Genomic DNA, 19,043 nt, shown 5'->3' on the forward strand with positions numbered 1-19,043 from the left:
ACTAGGAAATCGCCCCTATGAACACCGCCGTGAATGTCAACGTAGTGCATGAATCCGAAGCCCAACGCCAACACGCCCGGGTCAAAATCCCGGCCAAGTTGCGCTTCTTCGGCCCAGACCGTACGCCCATGGAAGTCAAGGTCCTGGACCTGTCGGCCGGTGGGCTGTGCTTCAACGCCGGCCAGATGCCGCTCAAGGTTGGCGAGACGTACAAGGCCCGCCTGCAGTTCGTGATCGACAACCTTGGCCTGGCCATGGACGTGGAGCTGCAAATCCGTTCCCACGACCGCCAGACCGGCCGCACCGGTTGCCAGTTCCAGAACCTGGAGCCGCGTGACATCTCGACACTGCGCCATATCATTACCTCGCACCTGGCCGGCGACATCGTGGGCGTCGGCGACGTGCTGGCGACGTTGCAACGCGACAACTTCACCAAGGCCCGCAAACAGAAAGATGACAACGGTGGCATGAGCGCCTTCGGCCGCCTGCGCGCCGTGACCTTCAGCCTGGGCATCTTCATTGTCGGCCTGGCGGCGTTCGGTTTCATCTTCAAGTCGGTATACGGCATGTACTTCGTCAGCCACGCCCAGGCCGGCATCGTCAACGTACCGGGCATGGCCATCACCATGCCGCGCGACGGCACCGTGCAGAGCCTGGTCAAGGCCGACGGCCTGGCCGCCAAAGGCGCTCCGCTGGCGACTTTCAGCACCAGCATGCTGGACGTACTCAAGGGTCACCTGGACGACAACCAGCTGCAGCCGGCCAAGGTTGAAGAGCTGTTCGGCAAGCAAATGACCGGCACCCTCACCTCGCCATGCGACTGCATCGTGGCCCAGCAACTGGTTTCCAACGGCCAGTACGCCAGCAAGGGCGACGTGATCTTCCAACTGGTTCCACGTGGCGCCGAAGCCAACGTTGAAGCGCGTTTCTCCTATCGCCAGTTCGGCGACGTGCGCCCAGGTACACCGGTCAGCTTCCAGGTGGCCGGCGAAGACACCACCCGTACCGGCAAGATCGTCAGCAGCACCAGCCTGAAAAGCGCCGACCTGTCTTCCGATATCCGCGTGCTGATCCAGCCCGACGAAGCCCTCGACAGCGCGCTGGCCGGCCGTCCCGTGGAAGTCGTCAGCGATCGTGGCCCAAGCCTGAACTGGCTGATCGACAAAGCCATGGCCGTTGGTCTTTAAGTCGAGGATATGCCCGTGATCACTCCACAAAACAACAATGCGCCGCGTTCCCTGTGGGAGCGAGCTTGCTCGCGATGGGATCGACGCGGTCTGTCTGAGACTCCGAGCAGCCTGCATCGCGAGCAGGCTCGCTCCCACACAGGCTATGCGTTGTGTGCCTTGGCACTGGCCGTCAGCCTGGCCGGTTGCGCCGGCCTGCCCGACCAGCGCCTGGCCAACGAAGCCCTCAAGCGCGGCGACACGGCGTTGGCGCAGCAGAACTATCAGCAACTGGCGGACCTGGGCTACAGCGAGGCCCAGGTGGGCCTGGCCGATATCCAGGTGGACAGCCGCGACCCCGAGCAGATGAGAAAGGCCGAGGCGACCTACCGCGCCGCCGCCGATATCTCGCCGCGCGCCCAGGCTCGCCTGGGTCGCCTGCTGGTGGCCAAGCCCGGGTCCACCGAGGCTGAAAGACACGAAGCCGAAGGCCTGTTGAAAAAAGCCTTCGCCAACGGTGAAGGCAATACCTTGATCCCGCTGGCGATGCTGTACCTGCAATACCCCCACAGCTTCCCGAACGTCAACGCCCAGCAGCAGATCAGCCAATGGCGCAGCGCCGGCTACCCGGAAGCCGGCCTGGCGCAGATCCTGCTCTACCGCACCCAGGGCACGTACGACCAGCACCTGGACGAAGTGGAAAAGGTCTGCAAGGCCGCCCTGGCGACCACCGATATCTGCTACGTCGAATTGGCCACGGTCTACCAGAAACGCGGCCAGCCGGAACAACAGGCCGAGCTGATCAAGCAGATGCAAGCCGGTCACGCCCGCGGTGTGGTCTCGGCCCAGCGTGTAGACAGCGTCGCCCGCGTCCTGGCCGATCAGAGCCTGGGCAAGACCGACGAGAAAACCGCCCAGTCGTTGCTCGAAGGCATCGCCCCCGGCTACCCCGCTTCCTGGGTCAGCCTGGCGCAGCTGCTTTACGATTTCCCCGAGTTGGGTGACGTCGACAAGATGATGCAGTACCTGGAAAACGGCCGCGCCGCCGACCAGCCGCGCGCCGAGCTGTTGCTGGGCAAGCTGTATTACGAAGGCAAGTGGGTGCCCGCCGACGCCAAGGTCGCCGAGGCGCACTTCCAGAAAGCCGTGGGCCGTGAAGTGGCGGCCGATTATTACCTCGGCCAGATCTATCGCCGTGGTTATCTGGGCCAGGTGTACTCGCAAAAGGCTCTGGATCACCTGCTCAAGGCCGCCCGCAACGGCCAGAACAGCGCCGACTACGCCATTGCCCAGCTGTTCTCCCAAGGCAAGGGCACCAAGCCCAACCCGGTCAACGCTTACGTGTTCAGCCAGTTGGCCAAGGCACAAAACACCCCGCAGGCCACCGAGCTTGCCCAGACCCTCGAAGCACAATTACCGCCGGAACAACTTGCACAAGCGCAACGCCTGCTACAACAAGAGCAGGCCATTCGCGGCGCCATGAGCCCCGATACGCTTGAACTGCAAGCCCTAAAAGAAGATGACGGCGAGGAACCTCTATGAAGCTTTTGAAGCTCAACCCTTTTGTACAGGCTGGTATTGGCCTGTCGTTTGCCCTGCTGTGGTCCTGCCCGACCCTGGCGGCGCTGACCGAAAGCAAGAATTTCGGCCTGGAAGTGAAGATCACCGGCCAGTCCGAAGATGACCGCGACCTCGGCACCCAGAGCGGTGGCGACGTCAACGGTATCGGCCTGGACCTGCGCCCTTGGATCTATGGCGAAAGCGGTAACTGGAGCGGCTACGCCATGGCCCAGGCCGTGACATCCACCGACATCATTGAGACCGACACGCTGCAACAGTCGGATGACGCGACCCAGCAAACCGACAGCGGTGATCGCGAAGCCAAAAAAAGCTACCTGGCAATGCGCGAATTCTGGATTGGCTACAGCGGCCTCACGCCTTATCCGGGCGAACTGTTGAAGTTCGGTCGCCAGCGCCTGCGCAACGACGACGGGCAATGGCGCGACACCAACATCGAGGCCCTGAACTGGACCTTCGACACCACCCTGCTGCGCGCCAACCTGGGCGTGGCCGAGCGTTTCAGCGAATACCGCACCGACCTCAAGGAACTGTCGCCCCAGGACGAGGATCGCCTGCACGTCTACGGTGACGTGGCGTACCAATGGATGCCAGGCCAATGGGCCGGGATCCGCGCGCACCACACCCATGACAACGGCAGCCTGGACTACCCGACCCCGGGCGAAGCCACCGACACCCTGGACAAGACCCAGAATGGTGACCTGACCTGGCTCGGCCTGGAAGCCAACAGCGATGCCTACAACTGGCGCAACACCAACACCGTCAATTACTGGGCAAGCATCACCGGCATGACCGGCGACCGCGACACCGTCAACCCGCTCGACGCCGACGGCACCCGCCCCGCGCAGCTCAAGCGCAGCGACGACGTTGACGGCTGGGCCACCGACCTGGGTATCCGCCTGCGTCTGGATCCGCAATGGCAAGTCGGTGCGGCCTACGCCCGCGCCAGCGAGGACTACGAGCAGAACGGCCTGCAGAGTAACCGCTCGAACTTCACCGGCACCCGCTCGCGCGTCCACCGTTTCGGCGAGGCCTTCCGTGGCGAAATGGCCAACACCCAGAGCGCCAGCCTGTTCGGCTCCTGGCAACTGCGCGACGAATACGACGCCAGCCTCGTGTACCACAAGTTCTGGCGCGTGGACGGCAACAAGGCGGTGGGCAGCAACGGCATCAATGCCGTGCAGAACAACACTGACGACGTGACCGGCGCCATCTTGTCCACCTCGACCCTGCCCCTGCGCGACGGCGAGAAGGACCTGGGCCAGGAAGTCGATCTGGTGGTCACCAAGTACTTCAAGCAAGGCCTGTTGCCGGCTGCGCTGAGTCAATCCATAGATGAGCCGTCGGCGCTGGTGCGCTTGCGTGGCGGCGTGTTCAAGCCAGGCGACGCCTACGGCAAAGAGGTCGATTCGTACATGCATCGTGCCTTTGTCGACGTGATCTGGCGCTTCTGATGCGAACGGCCATGGGAGTGCCCGATATGAACCGCTACCTCAGGAACAGCCAGGCGATGAAGGGTTCGATCAGCCTGTTGGCCGCAGCGATGCTGCTGGCCGGCTCATCGGCGTTCGCCAACGTTGAACCGGCGGTCAAGCCGGGCAACGTGGTCAAGGAGCTGCAACGAGCCAAGACCTACACCGTCAGCAGCGCGCCGACCGCGCCGCTGGAACTGGCCGCGCCAACCCTGCCCGACCTCAAGGGTTATACCGCCGAAGCGGTCGCGGCGAAGATCGTGCGCAGCAAGCCCGGCAAAGTCAGCGTGCGCCGGATGATGCAGGAAAACGCCTTGAAGGACTTCATCGGCGGCGACAACAAGATGGCCGAGTGGGTGGTGCGTCAGCACGGCATCCCGCAGGCCATCTTCATCGACGACGGTTACATGAACCTCAAGGACCTGGTCAAGAAAGTGCCCAAGCAGTACCTCAAGGAAACGTCGCCAGGGGTGTTCCTGGCGCGAATTCCGATTGTCGTGGGCGAAAAAGGCATCCTGGAAATCGACAAGCAGACCCAGGAACTGCGCCTGTCCCAGGAGGGCGGCTCGTTCCTGGTCAACGATGGGCACATGTTCATCCGCGACACCAAGGTCACCGGCTGGCGCGAAAAGGACAACGGCCCCGCCACGTTCCGTTCGCCCAACGAGTTCCGTCCGTTCCTGCTGTCCTGGGGTGGTACCGAGACCTACATCGTCAATACCAAGATGGCCAGCTTCGGCTACGCCAACAGTAAGTCGTACGGCGTGAGTATTTCCCAGTACACGCCGAACATGGCCAAGGTCCTCAAGCGCCCGGAACCGACCGGCTGGATCATCGGTTCCGAGTTCTCGGACATGTGGTACGGCTTCTACTGCTACGAAACGGAAGACTTTGTGATCAAGGGCAACACCTACAAAGACAACATCGTCTACGGCATCGACCCCCACGACCGTTCCCATCGGCTGATCATTGCCGACAACACCGTTTACGGAACCAAGAAGAAGCACGGGATCATTATTTCCCGTGAGGTCAATGACAGCTTCATCTTCAACAACCGCAGCTACGACAACAAGCTCTCGGGCGTGGTGATCGACCGCAACAGTGTGAACAACGTGATCGCCTACAACGAGATCTACAAGAACCACACCGACGGCATCACGCTTTATGAGAGTGGTGACAACCTGTTGTGGGGCAACAAGGTGATCAGCAACCAGCGCCACGGCATCCGGATTCGTAACAGCGTAAACATCCGACTGTACGAAAACCTGTCCATGGCCAACGGCCTGACCGGTCTGTATGGCCACATCAAAGACCTGTCCGACACCGACCGGGACATCAAGCTCGACCCGTTCGACACCGAGGTGTCGCTGATCGTGGTCGGCGGCGAACTGGCCGGCAACGGCAGCGGCCCGCTGTCCATCGACTCGCCGTTGAGCGTCGAGCTGTACCGCGTGTCCATGCTTGCGCCGACCAAATCCAGCGGCATCAGCTTCACGGGGATCCTGGGCGAACGCCAGGACGAAATCCTCGACCTGCTGGTGCGCCAGCAAAAAGCCGTGCTGATCGACCCTGTCGAACGCCAGACCGAAATGCGGGACTGAGGAATGACCTTTATGAACCCACAGATGATCAAACTCCTGGGCCTGTCCGCCCTGACCGCCGGCATTCTCGCCGCCGCAAGCGGCGCGCGCGCCGATGAAGTCAAAGCACCGACCTTTACCGCCGAACCTTGCTGCAACCTGTGCCCGGCCGCCCATGACGCGAAGAACTACACCACGCGCTACCAGCAGAACTTCACCACGCTGGTCCAGGCCCAGGGCGATTGGCTGTTCCGTACCCAGGAAGACCTGCGCACGGAGTTCAACACCACGCCGGCCGGCTACAAGCGCATGCAGCAGTTGCACGATGCGTTCAAGAAAAAAGGCGTAGAACTGGTGCTTGTCTACCAGCCGACCCGGGGCCTGGTGAACCGCAACAAGCTCAACCCGCAGGAAAAGGCCGCCTTCGACTACGAGAAGGCGCTGACCAACTACAAAAACATGCTCGGCCGTTTCGCCCAGATGGGTTACGTGGTGCCGGACCTGTCGCCGCTGACCAACGAAAACCTGCCCGAAACCCTGCCGGCCCATGATTTCTACTTCCGTGGCGACCAGCACTGGACCCCGTACGGCGCCCAGCGCACGGCGAAGATCGTGGCCGAGAAGGTCAAGCAGATCCCGGCATTCGCCGACATTCCCAAGCGTGAATTCGAGACCAAGAAGTCCGGCCGCATGGGCAAGACCGGCACCCTGCACAACATGGCCGGGCAACTGTGTGGCACCAGCTATGCGATCCAGTACATGGACCAGTTCACCACCGAGCCCAAGGGCGAGGCGGGCGATGGCGACCTGTTCGGCGATGCGGGCGACCCGCAAATCACGCTGGTGGGCACCAGTCACAGCGGCAAGAACTACAACTTCGCCGGGTTCCTGCAAGAAGCCATCGGCGCCGACATCCTCAACGTAGCCTTCCCGGGCGGCGGTTTCGAGGGTGCGATGATCCAGTACCTGGGCAGCGAAGAGTTCCAGAAGAACCCACCGAAGATCCTCATCTGGGAATTCTCGCCGCTGTATCGCCTGGACCAGGAAACCATCTACCGCCAGATGATGGCGCTGCTGGACAACAACGGTTGCGAAGGCAAGCCGGCATTGATGAGCAGCAAAGCCAAGCTCAAGCCGGGCAAGAACGAATTGATGGTCAACAGCAAGAATATGGACCTGCGTAACGGCAGTCACCAGATCGACATCCGCTTCGCCGACACCTCGGTGAAAACCTTGCAAGCCACCCTCTGGTACATGAACGGGCGCCACGAGGACATCAAGATCGAAAAACCGAACACCTCCGAAACCGACGGACGTTTCGCCTTCCAATTGCGCACCGACGAAGACTGGGCCTCGCAGAACCTGCTGGCTGTCGAAGTCCAGGGACCCGAAGCCGGTAAAGAACCACTGCAAATCGAAGCGAAAGTCTGCAAACGCAATGCATCTCCGCAAGCCGAGCAACAAACGGCTCAAATCGGACAATGAGGTCTCGTCTCATGACCAGAACCATGCGCACCCGAACGTTGAAAACGCTGCTGGCTCCGTCCCTGCTGACCCTGGCGATGTTCGCCGGGGCCACGCAGGCCGCGGCGCCACTGCGCCCGCCACAGGGCTACTTCGCACCGATTGAAAAGGTCAAGGAAGGCGACGGCGGCAAGGGCTGCGAGGCAGTGCCGACGCCATACACGGGCTCGCTGCAGTTTCGCAGCAAATACGAGGGCTCCGACAAAGCTCGCGCAACGCTGAACCTGCAATCGGAAAAAGCCTTCCGCGACAGCACCGCCGACATCACCAGGATCGAGCGCGGCGTGAGCAAACAAGTCATGCAGTTCATGCGCGACGGTCGTCCCGAGCAGCTTGAATGCACGCTGAACTGGCTGACCGCCTGGGCCAAGGCCGATGCGCTGATGTCCAAGGACTTCAACCACACCGGCAAGTCCATGCGCAAATGGGCCTTGGGCAGCATGGCTTCGGCCTATGTGCGCCTGAAGTTCTCCGAGTCGCGCCCGCTGGCGAACCATCAAGAACAGGCGCAACTGATCGAAGCCTGGTTCAGCAAGATGGCCGACCAGGTGGTCAGCGATTGGGACAACCTGCCGCTGGAGAAAATCAACAACCATTCGTACTGGGCCGCCTGGTCGGTCATGGCCACGTCCGTGGCGACCAACCGTCGCGACCTGTTCGACTGGGCCGTCAAGGAATACAAGGTCGGCGCCAACCAGGTTGATGCCGAGGGCTATCTGCCCAACGAACTCAAGCGCAAGCAACGCGCCCTGTCCTACCACAACTACGCCCTGCCACCGCTGGCGATGATCGCCAGCTTCGCCCAGGTCAACGGCGTGGACCTGCGCCAGGAAAACAACGGTGCCCTCAAGCGACTGGGTGAACGAGTGCTCGCCGGGGTGAAAGACCCGGACATCTTCGAAGAGAAAAACGGCGAAGAACAGGACATGAAGGATCTGAAGATCGATTCGAAATTCGCCTGGCTCGAACCGTTCTGCAGCCTCTACACCTGCTCCGAGGACGTGCTGGAACGCAAGCACGAAATGCAACCGTTCAAGACCTTCCGCCTCGGCGGGGACCTGACCCGGGTGTATGACCCTTCGCGGGAGAAAGGCGAGAAAGGAAGCTGACACCGGTCTCCCTGCCTGAAAGGGAACCCTGTGGGAGCGAGCTTGCTCGCGATGACGGCGGCACATGCGACTGCGATGCAAGCTGAACCACTGCTATCGCGAGTAAGCTCGCTCCCACAAGGGAAAGTGGTCTGTTTCAAATGCAATAACCCCCCGGTTTTCATGGGGGGGTTTGGGGGGGCTCTGGCCCTTGACTGTTGATTCAACAAGGAGAGATCGGGATGGTATTTTCATCCAATGTGTTCCTGTTCCTGTTCCTGCCGATCTTTCTCGGCTTGTACTACCTGAGCGGGCAACGCTATCGCAACCTGCTGCTGCTCATCGCCAGCTATGTGTTCTATGCCTGGTGGCGCGTGGACTTCCTGGCCCTTTTCGCCGGTGTCACCCTGTGGAACTACTGGATCGGCCTGAAAGTCGGTGCCGCCGGCGTGCGCACCAAGCCGGCCCAGCGCTGGCTGCTGCTCGGCGTGGGCGTGGACTTGGCCATCCTGGGCTACTTCAAGTACGCCAACTTCGGCGTGGACAGCCTCAACGCGATCATCACCAGCTTCGGGCTCAACCCGTTCATCCTGACCCACGTGCTGCTGCCGATCGGCATCTCGTTCTACATTTTCGAGTCCATCAGCTACATCATCGACGTGTATCGCGGTGATACGCCGGCCACGCGCAACCTGATCGACTTCGCGGCATTCGTGGCGATCTTCCCGCACTTGATCGCAGGCCCCGTGCTGCGATTCCGTGACCTGGCCGATCAGTTCAACAACCGCACCCATACGCTGGACAAATTCTCCGAAGGCTGCACGCGCTTCATGCAGGGCTTCATCAAGAAAGTCTTCATCGCCGATACCCTGGCGGTGGTGGCGGACCACTGCTTCGCTCTGCAGAACCCGACCACGGGCGATGCCTGGCTTGGCGCCCTGGCGTACACGGCGCAGCTGTACTTCGACTTCTCCGGCTACAGCGACATGGCCATCGGCCTGGGCCTGATGATGGGTTTCCGCTTCATGGAAAACTTCAAGCAACCCTACATCAGCCAATCGATCACCGAGTTCTGGCGTCGCTGGCACATCAGCTTGTCGACCTGGCTGCGCGATTACCTCTACATCACCCTGGGCGGTAACCGCAAAGGCACGCTGATGACCTATCGCAACCTGTTCCTGACCATGCTGCTCGGTGGTCTGTGGCACGGCGCGAACATCACCTACGTGATCTGGGGCGCGTGGCACGGGATCTGGCTGGCGATCGAAAAAGCCGTGGGCATCGACACCAACCCGCGCAGCATCAACCCGATCCGCTGGGCACTGACGTTCCTGCTGGTGGTGATGGGCTGGGTGATCTTCCGCGCCGAGAACCTGCACGTCGCCGGCCGCATGTACGGCGCGATGTTCAGCTTCAACGACTGGTCGCTGTCGGAACTGACCCGCGCCAACCTCACCGGTTTGCAGATCGCCACGCTGGCGGTGGCCTACATCACCCTCGCCTTCTTCGGCCTGCGGGACTTCTACACCAACCGTCCGCCGGTCAAGGCCAAGCCTGAGGTGAGCGCCGAAGCCAATGGCCCGGCCACCGCGCAACCGGGGCTGATCAAAGCCGTACCGGGCGACAACCCGTCGACCATCCATGAACCCGGCTACACCGTGGGCGTCGAAGCCCAGGTGCAACCGGCCTACTGGACCGTGGACTGGTCACGCTATGTGATGCGCGCCCTGGTACTGCTGTTGTTCATCGCCTCGATTCTCAAACTGTCGGCGCAAAGCTTCTCGCCGTTCCTTTACTTCCAGTTCTGAGGGATCCGGACATGACCCGCTCATTACGCATCTTCTACGTCGCGCTGTTTATGTTGATCCTGACGGCGCTGGGTATCTGGTCGATGCGCAGCTTCCTAGGCTTCAGCACCAACCCCGATGCGACCGTGCTCAACGGTCGCTGGGCCAAGGCCGTGGAAACGCACTACGACGATGAATTCCCGATCAAGCGCCTGGGCACCAACATCTGGGCCGCGCTGGACTACAAACTGTTCAACGAAGGCCGCAAGGGCGTGGTCCTGGGCCGCGACCAGTGGCTGTTCAGCGACGAAGAGTTCAACCCGATCGTCAACGAAGAGCAGAACCTGCAAGGCAACTACGCGCTGATCGAAGGCGTGCGCCAGAAGCTCAAGGAACAAGGCATCACCCTGGTCATGGCGATCGTGCCCGCCAAGGCGCGGCTGTATCCCGAGCACCTGGGTGAAGTGAAGCCGTCGAGCATCCACGCCAACCTGTACCAGGACTTCCACGCCCGCGTGGCGACGGACAAGATCCTCGCTCCTGATCTGCTCGGCCCGCTGCAACAGGCCAAGCAGAGCGGCCAGCAAGTGTTCCTGCGCACCGACACTCACTGGACGCCGGAAGGCGCGCAAATTGCCGCGGAACATCTGGCCAAAGCCATTGCCGAACGCACACCACTGAATGGCGAACCACAGCGTTTTGTCACCGAGCCTGCGGAGAAGATCATCCACAAGGGCGACCTGCGCCAGTTCCTGCCGCTCGATCCCCTGTTCGAAAACCTGATGCCGGCCCAGGAGCCGCTAGTCAAGCGCAACACCCGCGAAGCCGACGACCAGCCGGCCAGCGATGACGCGTTGTTCGCCGATGCCCAGGTGCCCGTGGCCCTGATCGGCACCAGCTACAGCGCCAACCCCAACTGGAACTTCGTCGGTGCTCTCAAGCAAGCGCTGCACAGCGACGTCGTCAACTACGCCGAAGACGGCCATGGCCCGATTCTGCCGATGCTCAGCTACCTCAAGAGCGACGCCTTCAAGAACAGCCCGCCACAGGTGCTGATCTGGGAGTTTCCTGAACGTTATCTGCCCGTGAACAACGAGATCGGCGACGCCGATCCGCAATGGGTCGCCGAACTCAAGCAAGCCGGCACCCGCCAACAGAACGTAGCTGCTAACACACAATCCGAGACGCCCGACCGGGCGCAAAACTGAAAGAGAGGTCCATCATGACTTTCAACACTACTCCTCGTCGTCTCGCTGCTCGCTCCTTCAAGGCCGTTGCCCTGGTCGCCAGCATGAGCGCCCTTTCCTTCTCAGCCTTCGCCGGTGACTCGGCCCTGTATGGCCCTGTCGCGCCGAAAGGCTCGAGCTTCGTGCGGGTCTACAACGCCAGCAACGCCGAAGTCAGCGCCACCGTCGGCAGCACCAACATCAGCGACGTCGCCCCCTTGGCCAGCAGTGACTTCAGCTTCATGCCTGGCGGCGACTACAGCGCCAAGGTAGGCAGCCAGACCGTACCGGTTAAACTGGCCTCCGATCACTATTACACCCTGGTCAACAACGCCAGCGGCCAGCCACAACTGATCGAAGAACCACCGTTCAAGAACAAGCAGAAATCCCTGGTCCGCGTACAGAACCTCAGCGACAAGAAGCTGACCCTCAAGACCGCCGACGGCAAGACCGACGTGGTTAAGGAGGTAGCGGCCAAGGGCCGTGGCGAACGTGAAATCAACCCGGTGAAAGTGTCCCTGGCTCTGTACGAAGGCGACAAGAAAGTCGGCGATGTGAAGCCAGTAGCCCTTGAGCGCGGCGAAGCGGCCGTACTGTACGTGACTGGTTCTGGCAGCAGCCTGTCGCCGGTCTGGGTCAAGCGCCCGGTGTCCACCCGCTGATGAGTTTTTCTGACTGACGCTTCACCTGTGGGAACGAGCAAGCTCGCACCCACAGGACACAGGTGTCATTCGGATACGGAACAAAAACAAGAGAGTGAAACGACAGAACGCAGTAGCTCTAAAACCATTTTTGCTTCAAAGGAGTAACAAACATGATTCCGGTGATCTTGTCAGGTGGTAGTGGCTCACGTCTTTGGCCGCTTTCGCGCAAGCAATTCCCTAAACAGTTCCTGGCCCTGACCGGCGAACACACCCTGTTCCAACAGACCCTCGAGCGCCTGGTGTTCGAAGGCATGGACACGCCGATCGTGGTCTGCAACAAAGAGCACCGTTTCATCGTCAACGAGCAGCTGTCCGCCCAGAATCTGGAAGCCCAGCGCATCCTGATGGAACCGTTCGGTCGCAACACCGCGCCGGCCGTGGCCCTGACCGCGATGATGCTGGTCAACGAAGGCCGCGACGAACTGATGCTGGTACTGCCGGCGGACCACGTCATCGAGGATCAGAAAGCCCTGCAACGCGCATTGGCCCTGGCCACCGTGGCGGCCGAGCGTGGCGAAATGGTGCTGTTCGGCGTCCCGGCCACCAAGCCGGAAACCGGCTACGGCTACATCAAGTCGACCAACGACGCCTTGCTGCCTGAAGGCGTGAGCCGCGTGTCCCACTTCGTCGAAAAACCCGACGTCAAGCGCGCTACCGAGTTCGTCCAAGCCGGCGGTTACTTCTGGAACAGCGGCATGTTCCTGTTCCGCGCCAGTCGCTTCCTCGAAGAGCTGAAAAAACACGATCCGGACATCTACGACACCTGCCTGCTGACCCTTGAGCGCAGCGAGCAGACCGCCGACACCATCACCTTCGACGACGCCACCTTCGCCTGCTGCCCGGACAATTCCATCGACTACGCGGTAATGGAAAAAACCCAGCGCGCCTGCGTAGTGCCACTGTCGGCGGGCTGGAGCGACGTCGGTTGCTGGGCATCGCTGTGGGAAGTCAATGCCAAAGACACCAACGGCAACGTCACCAAGGGCGACGTCGTGGTCCAGGACAGCCGCAACTGCATGATCCACGGCAACGGCAAGCTGGTGTCGGTGATCGGGCTGGACAACATCGTTGTGGTCGAGACCAAGGACGCCATGATGATCGCCCACAAGGACAAGGTCCAAGGCGTCAAGCAACTGGTCAACACCCTCAATGCCCAGGGCCGCACCGAAACCCAGAACCACTGCGAGGTCTATCGTCCGTGGGGTTCCTATGACTCGGTGGACATGGGCGGTCGCTTCCAGGTCAAGCACATCTCGGTCAAGCCGGGCGCGTGCCTGTCGCTGCAGATGCACCACCATCGCGCCGAACACTGGATCGTGGTCAGCGGCACCGCTGAAGTGACCTGCGACGAGAACGTGTTCCTGCTCACCGAAAACCAGTCGACCTACATCCCGATCGCGTCGGTTCACCGCCTGCGCAACCCGGGCAAGATCCCGCTGGAAATCATCGAAGTGCAGTCCGGTAGCTACCTGGGCGAAGACGACATCGAGCGCTTCGAAGATATCTACGGTCGTTCCACCCCACTGGAGCGCGGCGTGTCGGTGAAGACTATCGCCCAATAAGATCAGCAACGACCAGCCAGACAAGAAGCCCTCATCCAGCCCACTGCGTCCCCTATCCGCAGTGGGTTGGGTGGGGGCTTTTTTTGCCTGGTCACATTCTCAGAGATCCTCGATTCTGCTTGGCAAAGCCTTGCCATTTTGACATTGATGAAGCTGACAGTTTTTTCAGCTTTCCTGTTCGAAAGTACGCATTTTCCAAGTCGGTACGCGTTATATGGCCGGAGTCAATCATATATTTAGCCATATTGCCGCCCCATTGCTGGTATTGATTGTTCACCCTTGTAAAATACTGGGTCTTGTAGACTCTACCGGGAAACATATCAGTAAAAATCTCGTTGGCAAAATAGTCCGTTACGTACTCATCATAATTACCATAGTCCACATTCGTATCAGTTTCCGCCTGAAGACCTACATGTTCAAAAGAGTAAAAATGCAAACTTTCGTGAATAATGGTCGAAATAATTTTATCCGCATCAATCTGACCGTTATTCGAATAATCCGGTGCGGCCTCCGCTATATAAATCCGCCCGTGGGGCGCCGTGAATGCAGGAGCTCCCCAATCAACGAATCCTCCGCCTGGATTTATACGCTTATCTGCACTTATCATTGTATTAACTCTATGCATTGAAACTTGCTCTAAGGCAATTACCTGTATTGGCAGCTTGAATCTATCGCTTATCCTCCTGGAAAGCTCAGTAAGATCCACATAATTTTCTACGTTCCACGAAGCTGTGGGCTCATAATCCCGCACCTCAGGAGGCGCTAAGTTAATGGGCGAAAATATCTCGCCCTGCTCCGGTGGACGAGCCATCGATAAAGCGGAGGACGCGCCTGCCCCAGGTGGGGGCGGAGGGCCCGGCGCTAAAGGCGGTGGCGGAGGAGGCCCCGGCGCAGAAGGCGGTTGGGAAATAAATGGCAGCAGCTTGAACGCCGGAGGACCGGGTATGAACGACGCTTTACTTCCTTTATCACTCGCCGCCTCTTCCTTTATGCGCCCATCCGTATCCACAAATGTCAGCGGATTGTTTCCCACCATCGCGTATAGATTCAAACCGTCCACCGCCCCCGCCGGATCCGGATTAACCCAACGCTGCAACCACGGGACGTAATAACGAAAGCCATAGTAATAAAGCCCCGTTGCATCCCGCTCCTTGCCTGAATAACGAACGGTCTTATAGCCCACCTCAATCGCATTTTCCCCAGCCGAATAGGCCGTCTCGCCAAAAGGATAAAAATGCTCACGGCTGATAATCCGCCCATCAAGCGCGACCTCCAGGCCGACCGAGCCCAGATGATCGGCAACGCTGAACCGGTAAGCGTCGTTCTCTCCGGTCGGCGGCGTACTTTCCCAATGCAGGACCCGAACCTCGCTGAGCCCGCCCTGGGCGACGATCACTTGCAATGCCTCGCCCGTGCCGCCGTCGGCACGCAGTTCCAGCCCCGGCAGATAACGCACCTCGGAGGCCAGCGTGCGGGTGCCGGTCTGCAAGGTGCGCAGCTTGCGGGCTCGTTGTCCGCCGCCGTCGTAGACATACGCTTCGCTGTCGTTGAGCCCCGAGTCGCGCTCGATGGGCATGATCGAATTCAGCTGATTACGCAGGTTCCAAGTCAGGAACCGGCCCGTGTCCAGTTCCAGGCAATTGCCCCGTGCATCGAACGCGGCGGCGATTTCATCCTCGGTGGGCGGCACGCCGTTGCGGTAAGGCAGGCAGCGATTGCTGTGGCGAGCCGCTTTGATTTCCCGGCCATGGCTTTGGGCGCCGACGTGAGTCAGCTCCAAAAGATTGCCGGCCTCGTCGTAGCGGTAGGTCTGTCGGTAGTTGCTGACCGCCGCCGGGTCGTTGCGTCCTAGCGAGTCGGGGCCTTGGTTGACCGTTCCCGCCTCCCACCCCGTGGCTTCGATCAGTTGATAAAGACTGTCGTACGTGAAGTGGCTGATCGGATCGATGCGTTGGTTGGCGAAGTAGCGGATCGCCTGGGCCTGGTCTTCGATGCTCAGCACATTGCCCATCGGGTCGTAGTCGTAGCGCAAATGTTGCAGCACATGGTCGGCACGCATGGCTTGGCGTTCGGACAAGCGTCCGTCCTCTGGGTCATACGTGAGTGAAGTCAGCACGCCGTTGCCGGCTGTTTCCTGCTCGATTTGTCCTTGGGCGTCGTAGCGAATGTCGCTCACCAACGCCTGCCAATCGTCTTGCCCCTCCAACAGCAATTGGCTGCCTGACAGCCGGCCATCGAGCGTAAGGCCTTGTCGGTGTCGATTGCCCCTGGCGTCGACACGCTCCAGTACATCGCCCAACGGCCCAACGCGCCACGTCGAAACGGCGCCGTCTCCCGGCTCCAGCAGGTGCTCGCGATCGCCCTCGGCTTCCGGCCAATCGGGCAGAGCCGCATCGAGGATGAAGCGGCGATCCTGCATGAGGTTTTGCCCGGTCAAGGCAAAGGATGCCAGTGACAAGGTGCCCGCCGTGTCGTCGTGGCGGATCAATTGCCCATACTGGTTGTGGGCTTGATCGCCCTGGCCCGGATAGCCATACGTCAGGCGTTCGGTACACCGGCGCGGCTGCCCGCTGCCTTGCTCGAATACCGCGACAGGGCGAAGCGAGTCGTCATAACGAATATCGCGCTGTGTTCCTCGACTGTCCCACCCCAGTAGAACTTCACCGGCGAGACCCGACAGATCGGTTTGCCGGCCGGCATCGACGCTGTCTGCCTGCAGCGTAGTGCCGGACAGCGAATAAACCGCTGAAAGATTGGCGGGCGTCGATTCGCCCGTTTCCTGCAAGGCCCACAAGCGTGGATCCCACTGTTTCAACGTGTGCCCAGCCACGTCAACGAGGCTGCGGTTGATGCGCCGCTGCGCGGGGCTATCCGCACGGCTTCGGCAATAGCCAATCGAACGAACCGGCAAGCTACGCGAGTCGACAGCGATTAACGTCGGCGTTCGATAATCCATGCCCATCAGCAGCAGCTCCGTAAAGTGCCAGGTAACCCGGCACATCTAACCAACGGTCGCGCAAGGCTGCCTACTGTCATGTATGACAGTGACGACGGACGGTGCAGGGCAGATGAATATCCATCGCCCGCGCCCTTCGGTAGGATGTGGCGATAGGAACGGAGGCTTCAACATGCTTATCGGCGTCGCGCTGGTCATCACCTGGCTCATCCTGCTATTGCGCTACCCGGCCAAGGCCTTGCCGGTTTCCCTGGCGGCGTTCGTCGGGCTGGGGCTGGTCGCGGCGTGGGTGCTTTGGCAGGAAAACCGCGAAACCCGGCAACTGGATCGCCTGGATGTGCGCATTGCCTATGCGCCTGAGCGCTGCCCTGCTGATCGTCCGCTGTCGTTGAGCCTGAAAAATGGCAACGACGTGCCGTTGACCGAGCTGCACTGGCGTATAGCGGCCTACGCGCCCGGCGACACCATCAACCTGGCCGAAAACGTCTACAGCTCACCCCGCTATCGCGGCCCTGGCGAACTGCAACCTGGCGCCGACTGGCAAGACTGCCTGCCGTTGCCGCCGTTGCGCCCCGGCTATCGCCCGCAAACCTTGGAGTTTCGTGCCGAGCGGTTGCAGGGTAGTTTTTCCAACTGATTCCATCACAACGTTACCCAAGGAAAGCGCCATGCCCGTTGCGTTGATCACCGGATGTTCCAGCGGCATCGGCCGCGCCCTCGCCGACGCGTTCAAGGCCGGCGGTTACCAGGTCTGGGCCAGCGCGCGCAAGACCGAAGACGTGGCGCAGCTAAGCGCTGCCGGCTTCACAGCGGTGCAACTGGACGTCAACGACGGCCAGGCATTGGAGCAGTTGAGCGAGCGGATCAACCAGCAACACGACGGCCTCGACGTGCTGGTGAACAATGCCGGCTATGGCGCCATGGGCCCGCTGCTGGACGGCGGCGTGCCGGCCATGCAGCGCCAGTTCGAAACCAACGTGTTCGCCATCGTCGGCGTGACCCGCGCATTGTTCCCCGTGCTGCGCCAGGCCAAAGGGTTGGTGGTCAATATCGGCAGCGTGTCCGGTGTGCTGGTCACTCCATTCGCCGGCGCCTACTGCGCCTCCAAGGCAGCGGTACACGCCCTGAGCGATGCGTTGCGCATGGAACTGGCGCCGTTCGGCATCCGCGTGATGGAAGTCCAGCCCGGCGCCATCGCATCCAGCTTCGCCAAGAACGCCGGGCACGAGGCCGAACAGTTGATCAGTGAGCAATCGCCCTGGTGGCCGCTGCGCGACGGCATTCGTGCCCGCGCCAAGGCATCCCAGGACAACCCGACCCCGGCCAGCGAATTCGCCGCCGCGCTGCTCAAGGCTATCCAACAGCCCAAGCCACCCCGCCTGCTGCGCCTGGGCAATGGCAGTCGTGCATTGCCGCTGATGGCCGGCCTGCTGCCCAAGGGGTTGCTGGAGAAAGGCTTGATGAAGCGGTTCGGTTTGGGTCGGTTACTGTAATCGTTCCGGTCTTATTTGCCGTTGTGGCGAGGGAACTAGCGGTGACTGTATGGCTCCACCACCACGGTGCAGGTCATCCCCGCCGCCAGCAGCACGTCATCCGGCACTTCGTCCAGATGAATGCGCACCGGCACCCGTTGGGCCAGGCGTACCCAGTTGAACGTGGGGTTCACGTCGGCGATCAATTCACGGCTCTGGGGATTGTCGCGGTCGTAGATCCCCCGGGAAATACTTTCCACGTGGCCCTTGAGCACCTCGCCACTCATCAACTGCAATTGCGCGGAATCCCCGACCCGCACCTTGGGCAGCTTGGTCTCTTCGAAGAAGCCATAGACCCAGAACGAATTCATATCCACCACGGCCATTTTTGCCTCGCCGATGCGCGCGTAGTCGCCACGGTGCACGTTGAGGTTGGTGACGTATCCGTCGACCGCTGCGCGAACCTCGGTGCGGGCCAGGTTCAGCTCGGCGGCCTCCAGCTGCGCCTGGGCGTGCTGGTAGTCAGCCTGGGCCGAATCGGCGATGTTGCTGGCGTCGTCACGGTTCTCCCTTGAGATCACCAGGCTGTCCAGATCGGCGCGCCGATGGGCATTGACCTTGCGCATCTCCCAGGTGGCCTTGCGTGACGCCACCAGGGAGCGCGCCTGCTTCACCGCGATGCGGTAGTGCTCGGGGTCGATGCGCATCAACAGGTCGCCTTTTTTCACCAACTGGTTGTCGCGCACCGGCACCTCGACCACCTCCCCGCTGACATCGGCAGCGACATTGATGATGTCGGCCCGTACCCGGCCGTCGCGGGTCCAGGGCGTGTTCATGTAATGCACCCACAATGTCCGGCCGATCCACAGCGCCAGGGCCACGATCAACAACGTCGCCAGCAGGCTGAAAAACTTTTTCATCGCATCGA

At 61.0% G+C, this 19,043-nt stretch carries 14 protein-coding genes; 12 read left to right on the forward strand and 2 right to left on the reverse strand.

From position 1 onward, the window contains the following. Nucleotides 1-17: 17 nt before the first annotated feature. The 10 genes from J3P81_RS19950 (at nucleotide 18) to J3P81_RS19995 (ending at nucleotide 13,687) form a co-directional block, all read left to right on the forward strand. The gene (locus J3P81_RS19950; protein WP_420765391.1) at nucleotides 18-1,187 is read left to right on the forward strand and encodes a PilZ domain-containing protein; all 1,170 of its coding nucleotides are present in this window, start codon (nucleotides 18-20) and stop codon (nucleotides 1,185-1,187) included. A gap of 15 nt (nucleotides 1,188-1,202) precedes the next feature. Continuing rightward, nucleotides 1,203-2,708, forward strand: a complete 1,506-nt coding sequence (algK, locus tag J3P81_RS19955) for an alginate biosynthesis TPR repeat lipoprotein AlgK (protein WP_420765392.1) — start codon at nucleotides 1,203-1,205, stop codon at nucleotides 2,706-2,708. A 5-nt stretch (nucleotides 2,709-2,713) separates the two neighbouring features. Continuing rightward, nucleotides 2,714-4,198 carry an alginate export family protein gene (locus J3P81_RS19960; RefSeq protein ID WP_434564143.1) on the forward strand — a complete coding sequence of 495 codons (1,485 nt, stop codon included), beginning with the start codon at nucleotides 2,714-2,716 and terminating at the stop codon, nucleotides 4,196-4,198. A gap of 26 nt (nucleotides 4,199-4,224) precedes the next feature. After that, nucleotides 4,225-5,817 carry a mannuronan 5-epimerase AlgG gene (algG, locus tag J3P81_RS19965; RefSeq protein ID WP_434560485.1) on the forward strand — a complete coding sequence of 531 codons (1,593 nt, stop codon included), beginning with the start codon at nucleotides 4,225-4,227 and terminating at the stop codon, nucleotides 5,815-5,817. 12 nt (nucleotides 5,818-5,829) lie between these two features. Further along, nucleotides 5,830-7,281 (forward strand): alginate O-acetyltransferase, encoded by a 1,452-nt coding sequence (locus J3P81_RS19970; RefSeq protein WP_434560487.1) that lies wholly within the window; start codon nucleotides 5,830-5,832, stop codon nucleotides 7,279-7,281. A gap of 23 nt (nucleotides 7,282-7,304) precedes the next feature. After that, the gene (locus J3P81_RS19975) at nucleotides 7,305-8,429 is read left to right on the forward strand and encodes a mannuronate-specific alginate lyase (RefSeq protein WP_420765417.1); all 1,125 of its coding nucleotides are present in this window, start codon (nucleotides 7,305-7,307) and stop codon (nucleotides 8,427-8,429) included. A 221-nt stretch (nucleotides 8,430-8,650) separates the two neighbouring features. Continuing rightward, a complete protein-coding gene (locus J3P81_RS19980) occupies nucleotides 8,651-10,216 on the forward strand; it encodes an MBOAT family O-acyltransferase (protein ID WP_420765395.1) in 1,566 nt (521 codons plus the stop codon). A gap of 11 nt (nucleotides 10,217-10,227) precedes the next feature. Further along, complete coding sequence (locus tag J3P81_RS19985; protein WP_434560489.1) at nucleotides 10,228-11,403, forward strand: alginate O-acetyltransferase; 1,176 nt, start codon at nucleotides 10,228-10,230, stop codon at nucleotides 11,401-11,403. Nucleotides 11,404-11,417: 14 nt separating this feature from the next. Continuing rightward, a complete protein-coding gene (locus tag J3P81_RS19990; RefSeq protein WP_420765397.1) occupies nucleotides 11,418-12,083 on the forward strand; it encodes an alginate O-acetyltransferase AlgF in 666 nt (221 codons plus the stop codon). A 152-nt stretch (nucleotides 12,084-12,235) separates the two neighbouring features. Then, nucleotides 12,236-13,687 carry a mannose-1-phosphate guanylyltransferase/mannose-6-phosphate isomerase gene (locus J3P81_RS19995; RefSeq protein ID WP_420765398.1) on the forward strand — a complete coding sequence of 484 codons (1,452 nt, stop codon included), beginning with the start codon at nucleotides 12,236-12,238 and terminating at the stop codon, nucleotides 13,685-13,687. Nucleotides 13,688-13,778: 91 nt separating this feature from the next. Here J3P81_RS19995 and J3P81_RS20000 read toward each other — a convergent pair whose 3' ends face one another. Then, nucleotides 13,779-16,649 (reverse strand): RHS repeat domain-containing protein, encoded by a 2,871-nt coding sequence (locus J3P81_RS20000; protein ID WP_434560491.1) that lies wholly within the window; start codon nucleotides 16,647-16,649, stop codon nucleotides 13,779-13,781. Between the two features lie 166 nt (nucleotides 16,650-16,815). Here J3P81_RS20000 and J3P81_RS20005 point away from each other — a divergent pair, with 166 nt between their 5' ends. Next, nucleotides 16,816-17,280: a multidrug transporter gene (locus J3P81_RS20005; protein ID WP_434560493.1), complete on the forward strand. Its 465-nt coding sequence runs from the start codon at nucleotides 16,816-16,818 to the stop codon at nucleotides 17,278-17,280. 31 nt (nucleotides 17,281-17,311) lie between these two features. Next, nucleotides 17,312-18,136, forward strand: coding sequence for an SDR family oxidoreductase (locus J3P81_RS20010; RefSeq protein ID WP_434560495.1), 825 nt, complete (start codon nucleotides 17,312-17,314; stop codon nucleotides 18,134-18,136). A gap of 35 nt (nucleotides 18,137-18,171) precedes the next feature. Here J3P81_RS20010 and J3P81_RS20015 read toward each other — a convergent pair whose 3' ends face one another. Further along, a complete protein-coding gene (locus tag J3P81_RS20015) occupies nucleotides 18,172-19,035 on the reverse strand; it encodes an efflux RND transporter periplasmic adaptor subunit (protein WP_434560497.1) in 864 nt (287 codons plus the stop codon). Nucleotides 19,036-19,043: the final 8 nt, after the last annotated feature.

Source organism: Pseudomonas sp. R1-6 (genome assembly GCF_051132115.1).
Classification (GTDB): domain Bacteria; phylum Pseudomonadota; class Gammaproteobacteria; order Pseudomonadales; family Pseudomonadaceae; genus Aquipseudomonas.